This is a genomic window from Bradyrhizobium sp. 142, assembly GCF_023074015.1.
Classification (GTDB): Bacteria; Pseudomonadota; Alphaproteobacteria; order Rhizobiales; family Xanthobacteraceae; genus Bradyrhizobium.
In genome coordinates, this window is the sequence record NZ_JADPKQ010000007.1 from 1 (window position 1) to 12815 (window position 12815).

10 protein-coding genes and 2 pseudogenes are annotated in these 12815 nt (G+C 65.1%); 7 read left to right on the forward strand and 5 right to left on the reverse strand.

Features of this window, described 5'->3' with window-relative positions:
- A pseudogene (locus IVA82_RS00720) lies at positions 1-290 on the forward strand (reverse transcriptase domain-containing protein); the annotation flags it as partial.
- Between the two features lie 85 nt (positions 291-375).
- Here the strand turns inward: IVA82_RS00720 and IVA82_RS00725 are convergent.
- On the reverse strand, positions 376-2853 hold the full coding sequence (locus IVA82_RS00725) for a PAS domain S-box protein (RefSeq protein ID WP_247385593.1): 2478 nt from the start codon (positions 2851-2853) through the stop codon (positions 376-378).
- Between the two features lie 204 nt (positions 2854-3057).
- Here IVA82_RS00725 and IVA82_RS00730 point away from each other — a divergent pair, with 204 nt between their 5' ends.
- From IVA82_RS00730 to IVA82_RS00745, 4 genes are all read left to right on the forward strand, one after another.
- Complete coding sequence (locus IVA82_RS00730; RefSeq protein WP_247385594.1) at positions 3058-4182, forward strand: putative zinc-binding peptidase; 1125 nt, start codon at positions 3058-3060, stop codon at positions 4180-4182.
- A 173-nt stretch (positions 4183-4355) separates the two neighbouring features.
- Positions 4356-6371, forward strand: a complete 2016-nt coding sequence (locus IVA82_RS00735; RefSeq protein ID WP_247385595.1) for an acetyl/propionyl/methylcrotonyl-CoA carboxylase subunit alpha — start codon at positions 4356-4358, stop codon at positions 6369-6371.
- 169 nt (positions 6372-6540) lie between these two features.
- Positions 6541-7407 carry an isocitrate lyase/PEP mutase family protein gene (locus tag IVA82_RS00740; protein ID WP_247385596.1) on the forward strand — a complete coding sequence of 289 codons (867 nt, stop codon included), beginning with the start codon at positions 6541-6543 and terminating at the stop codon, positions 7405-7407.
- A complete protein-coding gene (locus tag IVA82_RS00745; protein ID WP_247385598.1) occupies positions 7404-7703 on the forward strand; it encodes an acylphosphatase in 300 nt (99 codons plus the stop codon). The genes IVA82_RS00740 and IVA82_RS00745 overlap by 4 nt, the downstream gene beginning before the upstream one ends.
- A gap of 47 nt (positions 7704-7750) precedes the next feature.
- Here IVA82_RS00745 and IVA82_RS00750 read toward each other — a convergent pair whose 3' ends face one another.
- The gene (locus tag IVA82_RS00750) at positions 7751-9271 is read right to left on the reverse strand and encodes a PAS domain-containing sensor histidine kinase (RefSeq protein WP_247385599.1); all 1521 of its coding nucleotides are present in this window, start codon (positions 9269-9271) and stop codon (positions 7751-7753) included.
- Positions 9272-9408: 137 nt separating this feature from the next.
- Entirely contained in the window at positions 9409-10257 is an 849-nt protein-coding gene (locus tag IVA82_RS00755) for a LysR substrate-binding domain-containing protein (RefSeq protein WP_247385600.1), read from the reverse strand.
- A 115-nt stretch (positions 10258-10372) separates the two neighbouring features.
- Here IVA82_RS00755 and IVA82_RS00760 point away from each other — a divergent pair.
- A pseudogene (locus IVA82_RS00760) lies at positions 10373-10785 on the forward strand (4-oxalocrotonate tautomerase family protein).
- A 52-nt stretch (positions 10786-10837) separates the two neighbouring features.
- On the opposite strand, the gene IVA82_RS00765 reads toward IVA82_RS00760, so the two are convergent.
- Complete coding sequence (locus IVA82_RS00765; RefSeq protein ID WP_247385602.1) at positions 10838-11551, reverse strand: DNA helicase; 714 nt, start codon at positions 11549-11551, stop codon at positions 10838-10840.
- A 172-nt stretch (positions 11552-11723) separates the two neighbouring features.
- Positions 11724-12461, reverse strand: coding sequence for a lipoyl(octanoyl) transferase LipB (gene lipB / locus IVA82_RS00770; protein WP_247385603.1), 738 nt, complete (start codon positions 12459-12461; stop codon positions 11724-11726).
- Between the two features lie 67 nt (positions 12462-12528).
- Between lipB and IVA82_RS00775 the strand changes: the two genes are divergently transcribed.
- Positions 12529-12771, forward strand: a complete 243-nt coding sequence (locus IVA82_RS00775) for a FliM/FliN family flagellar motor switch protein (protein ID WP_011088012.1) — start codon at positions 12529-12531, stop codon at positions 12769-12771.
- Positions 12772-12815 lie beyond the last annotated feature (44 nt).

The window sequence follows — 12815 nt, forward strand, 5'->3', positions numbered from 1 at the left end:
ACGAGGAGGACTTCCTCGGGTTCTCGTACGGGTTCCGACCCGGGCGCTCCGCGCACGACGCGATGGATGCGCTGGCGGTCGGAATCGAACACCGCAAGGTGAACTTCATCGTCGACGCCGACATCCGCTCGTTCTTCGACACGGTGGACCAGCAATGGCTCACCCGCTTCGTCGAGCACCGGATCGGCGACCCGCGCATCATCCGCCTGATCCAGAAATGGCTCAAGGCGGGCGTGCTCGAAGAAGGTACGGTCAGGGTCGGTGATCAGGGGACGGCGCAAGGAGCGGTGGGGGGCGCTCAGCAATGAGCGTCCCTCCCGCGACCGCTGCGCTCGCAATGACAGCGCCTGTGGCGACCCTTCGCGAACTTCACCCTCACCGCGCCCCCGACAGCTTCTCCGTGATCGCCTTGCGCAGGATGCGCGAGAGCGACTCGACCGAATAGGGCTTCTGGATCAGCTCGAAGCCGCGATGCGCGTTCTCGGCGAGCACGTTGCTGTAGCCACTGGTGAGCACGACGGGCAAGCCCGGATAGCGCTCGCGGATGATGCCGGCGAGCTCGACGCCGTTCATGCCGGGCATGATGACGTCGGAGAAGACGAGATCGACGGCGAACTCGTTCTCGCCGAGGATCGCCAACGCGGCATCGGCGTTGGCGACGCGGCGGACGATGTAGCCGAGGTCCTCCAGCAACGCCGTCGAGAACAGACCGACGTCGTCGTTGTCCTCGACCACGAGCACGCGATAGCCGCGCCCGGTCGTTGCCGCCTCGCTGGTCAATGCCGCGGCTTCCTTATCGCTGGCAGGGCTCTGCGCCCGCGGCAGATAGATGGTGAAGGTGGCGCCTTGTCCTGGCGCGCTCGTCACCGCGATGTCGCCCTCGGACTGTTTGACGAAGCCAAATGCCTGGCTCAGGCCGAGGCCGGTGCCCTTGCCGACCTCCTTGGTGGTGAAGAACGGCTCGAAGATGGCGTCGATGTTCTCGGGCGCGATGCCGCTGCCGGTGTCGGCGACGGAGATCGCGACATACTCGCCGCCGCGCGCCGATTGCGCGCGCCGGCTCGGAATGCCCTGAACTTTCCGCACCGCGATGGTCAGTCGTCCTTCATCGTTCATCGCGTCGCGGGCGTTGACGGCGAGGTTGATCAGCGCGGTCTCGAACTGGGCGATGTCGGCCACCGTGAAGCAGTCGGCATCGTGCACCTGCACCGCGATCTCGATGAGGCCGCCGACCAGCGGCCGGACCAGTTGGGCGACGCCCTCGACCTGGCTGCCGACGTTGAAGATCTGCGGCTTCAGCGGCTGCCGGCGCGCGAAGGCCAGCAGCTGCGCCGTCAGCTTGGAAGCGCGCTCGACGGTCTCTGAGATGGCGTCGACGTAGCGGCGGCGCCGCTCCTCCGGCAGCTCGCGCCGCCGCAGGAAGTCGGTGGCCGAGCGGATGATGGTGAGGAGGTTGTTGAAGTCGTGCGCGACGCCGCCGGTGAGCTGGCCGATCGCCTCCATCTTCTGCGACTGCCGCAGCGCTTCCTCGCCGCGGCGGCGCTCCGTGATGTCGACGGCCTCCGGCACGGCGCCGGTGATGTTGCCGTGCCGGTCGAGCACGGGGCGCATACCGAAGTCGAAGTCGCGCTCGCCGATCGGCAGGTGCAGGCGCATCTCCATCCGTACCGCTTCGCCCCTCAGCACGGTGTCGAAGGCCTCGCGCACCACGGCGTTCATGCCTTCGGTGGTGCTGAACCAAGGCGTGTCCCAGAATGGCCTGCCGATGACGTCGCGTGCTTCGGTGCGGATGCCATCGAGCGCGGTCTTGTTGGCGTAGAGCAGCTCACCCCTGAGATTGACCAGCCCCTGATACTGGTTGCTGGTCTCCAGGATCGCGCGCAGCCGGGCCTCGTTGGATTCGAGCTCGGCGGTGCGCTCAGTGATGCGCTCTTCCAGGGTTTCGTTGAGTTGCCGGAGCTCGATCTCGGCCTGCTTGGCGGCGGTGATGTCGTGGGCAACGCCGATGAAGCCGATGTGCTTGCCGGTCGGATCCCAGCGTGGCTGCGATTCCGAGCGCAGCCAGCGCCATTCGCCGCTGGCGTTCCTGTAGCGCGCTTCCAGCACGAAAGGCTTGAGCGACGCTTCGCCCTGGACGGATTGCTGCAGCACATGCGGCAGGTCGTCCGGGTGCAGCACCTTGCGCCAGTCGAAGGTGATGGCCTGATCGTAGGGCAGGCCGACGAAATCGACATAGGCCTGGTTGGCGAAGGAGCGTGTGCGGTCGAGCTTGGTCACCCAGATCGGCACCGGCGCGCTGTCGGCGATCAGGCGGAAGCGCTCCTCGCTCTCGCGCAGCGTCTCGCGCACGAGCATCTGGTCGGTGATGTCGATGTGGGCGCCAACGAAGCGAATGGCGCGGCCGCTCTTGTCGCGCTCGATCTTGGCCACGACGCGGATCCAGCGGGTCTCGGCGTCACTGGGGCGGATGATGCGGTATTCGGCGGTGTAGTCTTCGCTGGTCCCGGACAGCGCATCGAAGAAGTGCTTCACCGTGTCGTCGCGGTCGTCGGGATGGATGCGGTTGACCCAGTCCTCGTGCGTCTCGTCGGAGGCCTCGGGAGGCAGCCCATGGAGCATCAGATATTCGGGCGAACGGCGGTTCTTGAATCCTTCGCGGAAGTTGATCTCGAACCCGCCGACCTTGCCAATGCGCTGGATGCGCGCGAGCTCGGCCTCGCGCTCCTGGAGCGCACGATAGGCATTGTCGCGCTCGCGCGCGATCTCTTCGAGGTGCTGGCGCAGCCTTTCGGCGGCGATGGTCTCGGGCAAAGGATGGTTCAAGGCGTCGGCCGTTGTCATGCGGGGGCGCACGTGCCGGACCGATATTCACACAGACGAAGCGTGATGGCCATTGCTTAGAACGGAATAGGCAGGGAAAGGCGCCGGTGGCGGATATGAACGAACGCCGGGGTCCGGCTATTTGTTCCGAACGTTGGAACGATGAGCCTGTGGGCGCGTCTTTGCGAGGCGCCACGGCTCCTGGTCACCGGACTCCCTTTCCGAAGAGGCTAAATCTTGAAGCTCTTTGTCTGCCAGGCCTGCGGCAATGTCCTCTATTTCGAGAACCGCGCCTGCGAACGCTGCGGTCATCGGGTCGCCTTCCTGCCGGAAAAGGAGATGATGTCGGCGATCGAGCCCGACGGCGAGGTCTGGAAGACGCTGGCCGACGAGGGCGCAAGCCGGATGCTGTGCCGCAATGCCGCGTTCGATGCCTGCAATTGGCTGACGGAGGCAGGCGACACCACCGGCTATTGTCGCGCCTGCCGCCACAACGGCATCGTGCCCGATCTGTCCGACCCGGCGCAGCTCGCCGGCTGGCGCGAGCTGGAGGTGGCGAAGCACCGGCTGTTCTATTCCCTGATCCACTGGAAGCTGCCGCTCCAGACCCGGCAGGACAATCCCGAGCATGGCCTGATCTTCAACTTCCTCGCTGACGATCCGAACGGCGGGCAGAGGATCATGACCGGCCATGACAACGGCCTGATCACGATCGCGCTCACCGAAGCCGACGACATCGAGCGCGAGCGGCGTAGGCTCGAGATGGGCGAGCCGTACCGCACGCTGCTCGGGCATTTCCGCCATGAGGTCGGGCACTACTTCTGGGACGTGCTGGTGAGCGAAGGCGGCAGGCTGGAAGAATGCCGTGCGGTGTTCGGCGACGATTCTGCCGACTACGGCCAGGCCTTGCGGCTCCATTACGCAGAAGGTGCCCCGCCGGACTGGCACCAGAACTACGTCTCGGCTTACGCTACCACGCACCCGTGGGAGGACTTTGCCGAGACCTGGGCGCACTATCTCCACATCGTCGACACCCTGGAGATGGCATCCGAGTTCGGCATGGAGGTGCGCCCCAAGGTTGACCGCGATGGAGAGTTATCGACCCGCATCCGTTTCAACCCCCACGAGGCTCGCGACGTCGAGGCGCTGGTCAATGCATGGCTGCCCTTCACCTTCGCCATGAACAGCGTCAACCGCGCGATGGGGCTGCGCGACCTCTATCCTTTCATCCTGTCGCCCGCGGTGGTCGCGAAACTGGGCTTCATTCACGGCCTGGTCCGGGACGCAGCCAAAGCCGAGTCAAAGTCCAAGGCCACGTTCAAGGCCGAGACCAAGGCCCAGTCCGAGGTCAGGGGGCAGTAGAAGGCTCGCGGGCGCCGCGAGGCTCGAATTTGGCCCTGTCTGGTACGCCAGCGGCGCGGATTTAGACCGTTGCCTCCAGCTTATTTTGATGTACCACGGGAGCCACACGGCCCGTCCCGTAGGCCCCAACGGCCAGGGAGGGGTCCCGCCCAAGGTCGAGACTCAAGAAAAGCATGTTCAAACGCATTCTGATCGCCAATCGCGGCGAAATCGCCTGCCGGGTCATCAAGACCGCTCGCCGCATGGGAGTTCAGACGGTTGCGGTCTATTCCGAGGCCGACCGCGACGCCCTCCATGTCGAGATGGCCGACGAGGCCGTCCTGATCGGTCCGCCCGCGGCGGCCGAAAGCTACCTGGTGATGGAGAAGATCGTCGACGCCTGCCGCAAGACTGGCGCAGAGGCCGTCCATCCCGGCTACGGCTTCCTGTCCGAACGCGAAGCATTCCCGCGCGCGTTGGAAGCTGCCGGCATCGTCTTTATCGGCCCCAATCCAGGTGCGATCGCGGCGATGGGCGACAAGATCGAATCCAAGAAAGCTGCGGCCAAGGCAAAGGTCTCGACCGTGCCCGGCCATCTCGGCGTCATCGAGGACGACAAGCATGCGGTGAGGATCTCCGACGAGATCGGCTATCCCGTGATGATCAAGGCCTCTGCCGGCGGCGGCGGCAAAGGCATGCGCATCGCGCATTCGAGGGCAGAGGTCGCCGAGGGGTTCAAGCTCGCCAAGGCCGAAGCCAAGGCCTCGTTCGGCGACGACCGCGTCTTCGTCGAAAAGTTCATCGTCGATCCCCGCCATATCGAGATCCAGGTGCTGGGCGACAAGCACGGCAACGTCATTCATCTCGGCGAGCGCGAATGCTCGATCCAGCGCCGCAACCAGAAGATCATCGAGGAGGCGCCGTCGCCGCTGCTCGATGAGGCCACGCGCCGCACGATGGGCGAGCAGGCGGTCGCGCTGGCCAAGGCCGTGAACTACGACTCCGCCGGCACCGTCGAATTCGTCGCCGGCCAGGACAAGAGTTTCTACTTTCTGGAGATGAACACGCGCCTCCAGGTCGAGCATCCCGTCACCGAGCTCGTCACCGGCGTTGACCTCGTCGAGCAGATGATCCGCGTTGCCGCCGGCGAGAAGCTCGGCATCACGCAAAAGGACGTCACGCTCACGGGCTGGGCGGTGGAGTCGCGGCTCTACGCCGAGGATCCGTTCCGCAATTTCCTACCTTCGATCGGCCGTCTCGTGAAGTATCGCCCGCCCGCTGAAGCCAGCAAGGACGGCATCACCGTGCGCAACGACACCGGCGTGCAGGAGGGCGGCGAAATCTCGATCCATTACGATCCGATGCTCGCCAAGCTGGTCACGCATGCGCCGTCGCGCGCTGCGGCAATCGAGGCCCAGGCGACCGCGCTGGATTCGTTCTATGTCGACGGTATCCGCCACAACATCCCGTTCCTCTCGGCCTTGATGCATCATCCGCGCTGGCGCGAGGGCCGGCTCTCGACCGGCTTCATCGCCGAGGAATTTCCCAGGGGATTTGCTGTGCGCGCGCCGGAAGGCGAGGTCGCGCGGCGGATCGCTGCGGTCGGCGCCGCCATCGATCACGTGCTCGGGGAGCGCAAGCGGCAGATCTCCGGACAGATGGGCGGCCGCGTCGTGCAACGCGAGCGCCGCCGCGCGGTCTGGCTCGATCGCCAGGAGATCCTGCTCGAGGTCGCACGCGAGGGCGAGGCCATCACGGTGCGCTTCATCGATACCGATGGCAAACCCGGCAATGCGCATCTGTTGCAATCGGCCTGGAAGCCGGGCGATCCGGTCTGGCAGGGCACCATCGATGACCAGTTGGTCGCGGTGCAGGCGCGCCCGATTGCCAACGGCATCCGTCTCGCGCACCAGGGCGTTGAGCTGCCGGTCTACGTCTGGACCGAAGCGGAAGCGGCCTCGGCCCGACTGATGCCGGTAACCGCGGCCTCCGACACCGGCAAGAAGCTGCTCTGCCCGATGCCGGGCCTCGTGGTGTCGATCGCGGTGATCGTAGGGCAGGAGGTCAAGGCCGGCGAGACCCTGGCTGTGGTCGAAGCCATGAAGATGCAGAACGTGCTGCGCGCCGAGCAGGACGGCACGGTGAAGAAGATCCACGCCAGTGCAGGCGCAACGCTTGCGGTGGATGCGTTGATTTTGGAGTTTGCGTAAGGTGTGAATCGGGTGTGCAGTTTGTCCGCAAGCGCCACCGTCATTGCGAGGAGCCCTTAGCGACGAAGCAATCCAGTCTGTCTCCGCGGATGCATTTCTGGATTGCTTCGCTTCGCTCGCAATGACGGAGTTTGGGGCAGCCGCCTTAAGTCCCAGAGAGAAACAGCCCATGGCCTTCCGTTCCCGCCGCGAAAAACTGCGATCGATCCTGTCGGGCTCGGCCTGCATCTGCCCCGGCTCGGTGTACGATGCCATCTCGATGCGCATCGCCGAGGATCTCGGCTTTCCGCTCGGCATGTTCGGCGGCTCGGTGGCTTCGCTCGCGGTGCTCGGCGATCCCGATATCACCCTGATCACGCTCACCGAGCTTGCCGAGCAGATGCGGCGGATGTCGCGCGCCGCGAAATTGCCGGTGCTGGTCGATGCCGACCACGGCTATGGCAATGCGCTCAACGTGCGCCGCACGGTGCAGGAGCTGGAGACGGCGGGAGCGGCCGGCCTCACCATCGAGGACACGCTCCTGCCGGCCGGCTTCGGCGAGCTGAAGACGCAACTGATCTCGCTCGAGGAAGGCGTCGGCAAGATGAAGGCGGCGCTCGACGGCCGCAGCGATCGCTCGCTCGTCATCATGGGCCGCACCGGTGCAGCGTCGATCACCTCGATCGAGGATGCGATCCGCCGCGCCCAAGCCTATGAGGCAAGCGGCGTCGACGCGCTGTTCTTCACCGGCATCGCGTCGCGTGCCGAACTCGCGGCGATCACAGCGGCAACGCGCCTGCCGATCGTGCTCGGCGGCGCACCGGACGAATTGAACGCGCTCGACTATCTCGCCGGCCAGCGCGTGCGCATCGCGCTCCAGGGCCATGCACCCATCGCCGCTGCGACGCAGGCCGTCTACGAGACGCTGAAAGCGCTGCGCGAGGGTACGGCGCCGAAGGCGCTCAAGGGCCTCGCATCGCCCGATCTGATCAGCTGTGTCATGCGTGAGGCCGACGTGAAGGCGCGCAGCGCCGGCTTGCTCGGATTGAAAAAGTGACCCGGGCGATCCTACAGGTCACGATCCGCGGCCGCGTGCAGGGCGTCGGCTACCGGGCCTGGGTCGAATTCCAGGCCACCACGTGCGGGCTCGAAGGCTGGGTCCGCAATCGCCGTGACGGTAGCGTCGAGGCGCTGTTCGCGGGCGCGCCGAATCATGTCGCCGACATGGTCGCGCTGTGCCGCCACGGCCCGCCGTCCTCGCGCGTCGACAGCGTCACCAGCGAAACCGCCGGGGCCGATGAATTGAACTTGCGCCGGGCAGGGGAAGTGTTTTCGGTGCTGCCGACGGTGTAGGTGCGCTCCCTCGCCCCGTTCTTACGAGGAGCAGAAGTAGGCAAGCTTCACCGCGGCAACTTTGCGATCGCCTCGCTCAGCTCGTGGATCTCGTAGGGTTTGCGCAGGATTGGGAAATCGCCGCGGACGTGTGCGGCGACCTCGCTGTAGCCGGTGGCGAGCAGGATCGGCAGGCCGGGCCGGGTCTCGCGCAAGCGATGGGCGAGGCTGAGCCCGTCCATCTTGCCGGGCATCACGATGTCGGTGAACACGAAGTCGACGCCGTTCTTCTCGATCTCGCGCAATGCCGCCTCGGCATCGGCGACTCGGCGCACCTGATAGCCGAGCTGCTCCAAAAGGCCGATGCTGACGACGGCGACGTCCGGATTGTCCTCCACCAGCAGCACCGTGCCGCTGCCCTGGAAGGATCGCGCCTCCGCCGTTTCGCGCGATGGCGTGGTCTCTCCGCGGGGCAGGAGGATGGTGAAGGTGGTGCCCTTGCCGAGCTCGCTTGCGACCTTCACGGTGCCGCCGGCCTGATGGGCGAAGCCGTGCACCTGGGACAGGCCGAGGCCGGTGCCCTTGCCGATCGGCTTGGTCGTGAAGAACGGCTCGAAGATCTTGCCGAGCACGTCTGTGGGAATGCCGAGCCCGGTATCGGCGACTTCTATCCTGACGAATTCGCCGGCGTGCGGCGGCTCGGTCTGCACGACGTTGCGCGCGCGGATCGTCACCGTGCCGCCGTCGGGAATGGCATCGCGGGCGTTGATGACGAGGTTGAGCAGGGCGGTTTCGAGCTCGGTGACGTCGGCCTTGATCGACCAGACGTCGCGGTCGATCTCGAAAGCAAGACGCACCGAGCTGCCGACGCCGGCGTCGAGCACCTCACGGATCGCCGCGATGCGGGATGCAAAGTCGATTGCCTGCGGATTGACGCTCTGCCGCCTTGCGAAAGTGAGAAGCTGGCTGGTCAGCGCGGCGCCGCGCTTGGTCGCTGTCTCGATTGCGGAGATCGCGCGCCGAAGCTTGGCATCGTCCTCGGTTCCTTTCTTCAGGATGTGAAGACTACCGCTGATGATCATCAGGAGGTTGTTGAAATCGTGAGCGACGCCGCCGGTAAGCTGGCCGAGCGCATCGAACTTCAGCGACTCGGCGAGCTGCTTGTGCATCGCCTCGAGCTCGAGCTGCGTATTGCGACGCTCGGTGATGTCGCGTGTGATCTTTGCGAAGCCGACCAGTTCGCCGTCCTCATAGATCGGATCGATCACCACGCTTGCCCAGAAGAAGGTACCGTCCTTGCGGACGCGCCAGCCTTCTTCCTCATAACGGCCCTTTTCCCGCGCAATACCGAGCGCGCGGGCAGGCTTACCGTTTGCACGGTCGGTTTCGGTGTAGAACCGGGAAAAGTGCTGGCCGAGGATCTCTTCGGGCAAATAGCCCTTGATGCGCTCTCCGCCGATGTTCCAGCTCGTGATGATCCCAGAGGGATCGAGCATGTACAGCGCGTAGTCGGCAACCCCCTCAACCAACAGGCGGAAACTGCGTTCGCTCTCGAACAAGTCTCGCTGCTGACTGGACTTTCTCACCATTCCCGGGCCCCGACTCGACCCGTGCAAACGCGGTAAAACAGAGATTGTTCCCGCATTCTGGGGCATTTTTAGGCAAATCTCACGGACGGTATGCAGCCGCAAGAAGGTCGCGAGACGGCTCGAGCTCGCTGCGAGCGCTAAGCCATGCTCCGAAACGTCGCCGCAACGGTACGCAGGGCCGCCAGCTTGGCGGGATCGCTGACTTTCGAATGCAGCATCACCTTTGAGCTCCCGAGTTTTGGCAGCTTCTGCGCCGGTCCGATGTCGATCAGTCCCGCGGGTGCGATCCGCCGCGCCAGGGGCGCAACCGCGAGTCCGGCAAGTGCAGCCGCAACCACCGCGGTGACGCCGCCGCCGACAAAGCGTTCGCGCCAGGCGACGCCGGCCTTGTCGAGCGCGCGCACGGCCATCGCACGAACGCCGCAGGGCGGAGCGAGGGTCGCGAGCGGCAGCGGCTCGCCCTTCGGCAGAGCGAAGCGTCTTGCGGCGAACCAGCAAAACTCATCTTCGGCAAGCCTCTCGCCGCCGCGGCGGCTGCCTTCCTGGCGGACGATCACCGCATCGAGCCGGCCGGCGTCGTAGGCGTCCTGCATCTCGCGCGAAAAGCCGATGGTGACGGCGAGTGTGAGCTGCGAGGACATCGCATGCAGGCGCTCGAGCAGCGGCACGAGTTCGGCGCTGGCGGCGTGATCGGAAATGCCGAGCGAGAGCGACTGCGCGGCTGATGTCCCGCCCGACAGCGCGCGGTCGTGTGCCTCCATCAGGGCCTGGGCGCGATCAAGGAAATTTGCGCCGTCGGAGGTGAGCCGGACCGCGCGCGGCGAGCGCTCGACCAGCCGTTTTCCCAGCAGCGCCTCCAGCCGTTGCAGCTTCAGGCTGACGGCCGCCTGCGTCGTGCCAAGCGCCTCGGCGGCGCGCGTAAAACTCCGGAGATCGGCAACCAGCAGGAAGGCCTGGACGGTAGCGATGTCGAGCGTGGCCGTCATTTTGAATATTTATCATTGATACCAAAATAGATAATGTATCAAAATGAAGGAGGAAGGTCTAGCTTTCCTGAAGACGCCGCGCAAATAAGCCCGCGACGTTCCGAGGAGAACGACCATGCCCCTGATCACCGTGTCCTACACCACCTCCCCGTGCTGAAGGCCGAGATTGCCAGCGCCGTGTCCGAGCTCACCGCAAAAATCCTGCACAAGGATCCGAAGGTCACCGCCATCATCGTCAAGCCGGTCGACGCCGGCGACTGGTTCGCAGGCGGTACGTCCCTCGCCGAGCAGAAGCTGGCGAGCTACTGGATCGACATCCATGTCAGCGAAGGCACCAACACCAAGGACGAGAAGGCGGCCTATCTCGCCGCCATGTTCAAGCGCATGGCCGAGATTTTGGGCCCGCTGCATCCCGAGACCTATCTGCATGTCGATGAGGTCAAGGGCGACGCCTACGGTTTTGGCGGGCTGACCCAGGAGCGCCGTTACATCGCTGGCAAGCTCGAGGCTTCGCTGCAGGCGGCATGAGGCAGCGAGCCGCAGGTGAATCATCTCACCCGCGGCCCGTTAGCCGTGATCGTCAGCTCGCCGCGCGGAACTGAACTTCGGAATTGTTCAGGAAGCACGTCTTGTCGAACAGCGTCAGATCCAATGGGTTCGGCAGCCTGACGTCGCTGATATCGGGGCAGGGCTTGATCGAGGGATCATAGGAGCGGTCGATCTGCGAGATGAAGACGACGATCAGCCCCTTGTCGCGTGCGAAGGATTTCAGCGCGCGCACCTGCACGGTGAGGTCGGGGTTTTCCCGCCGCTGGTCGAGCAGTTGCAGATAGTCGATCACGACAAGCGTGCCGTGAGGTGCCGGGGCCATCTGCTTGACGACGTAATCGGCGCTGATGGCGTCGGAGCAATCGACCTCGAACAGTTTGTCAAACTGTGCGGGCTCCACGCCGATCGCGCGGAGGCGATCGAGGACGTCCTTCTCGTTATATTCGAGCGAGAAGAACGCGGCGCGATGGCCCGACCGCATGGCTTCGACGGCGAGTTCGAGGCTCATCAGCGTCTTGCCCTGACCGGGGCGAGCGCCGACCAGCACCAAGTCGCCCGGCCGGAATTGCGGAAACAGCCGATTGGCCGGCATCATCGCCGCAGCTTTCGCCGCGAGCATACTCCAGGCGGAAAACCCTTCCGTCGCAGCAACGCGGTCGAGCGCGTCGTGCAGTGGAATACCGGCCTCGCGCGACAGGCGCTTTGCTTTTCGCTTCAGATGATAGATCGGCGCAGACAATCTCATCGTCAAAACCTCCCATTGCGAGCTGAAGCGCAATCCCTCCTTATGCCTGGCGCTCGAACAGTCGGTCCGATGATCTCGTCGCCCGGCATGACGTCTGCTTTCCCGGTGGAGGGGGGAGGCGTGGGCGGCACCGGAAGCGAGCGTAGCCGATTCGCGCTTTCGGAGAACAGGCCTAGACCGCAGCTTCCGGCACCAGCGCGCGGGTCGGCCCGAACAGCCCTTCAAAGGCCTGCCGGAGCGCGACGTCGACATCGGCCATCGTGACGAGCTGGCCGAGATCGACCAGCGAGGTGACGCCGTAGCGGGCGTCAGTGACGCCGCAGGGCACGATCCCCGCGAAGTGGTTCAGCTCTGGCTCGACGTTGATGGCGATGCCGTGGAACGAGACCCAGCGCTTCAGCCGCACGCCGATGGCTGCGATCTTGTCCTCGTGCTCTGGTCCCTTGTCGGGCCGTTTCACCCAGACGCCGACCCGGTCCTCGCGTCGCTCGCCGCGCACGTTGAAGGCGGCGAGCGTGCGCAGGATCAATTCCTCCAGGCTCGCGACATAGGCCCGCACATCCGGCCGGCGGCGCTTCAGATCGAGCATGACATAAGCCACCCGCTGGCCCGGTCCGTGATAGGTGAGCTGCCCGCCGCGACCGGTGGTAAAGACCGGAAAGCGGGAATCGAGCAGGTCGGAGGCCTTGCCGGAGGTGCCGGAGGTATAGAGCGCAGGGTGCTCCAGCAGCCAGACCAGCTCCGAGGCCTCGCCCGCCGCAATCGCTGCGACGCGCGCCTCCATCGCGGCCACGGCGTCCGGGTAGGGCACCGGAGCGTCGGAAATCCACCACTCCACGGGCGCACCAGTGGAGGCGGAAAACGACGTCAAATCGAGGTGTTGCCGGGGATCTTGAGGCGAATTAACCATTGGCTAACCATAACGTGGTGATGATCGCAGGTGCAAATGCAGAGTCCCAAGTTGCGGTGGTGCTGAAGTGCCTACTCTCGATAAAGTCACCGTGGATCTCATGGTCGTCCTCGGGACGACCACCATGCCGATTCATCAGGTATTACGTCTTTCCCGCGGCGCCATCATCGAGCTTGACGCAACCGAGGCCGACGAGGTCAAGGTTTTGGCGAACAACCTCCCGGTGGCCTCCGGCGTCGTGCTGGTCGACCGCAACCGGATCGCCGTCGAGGTCAAGCAGATGCTGCCGCGCACGCCGGGCACGCGGTAGCGGCCCGGGCTCCGGTAGCTCGGCCATGAGGAGCGGAACTTTCT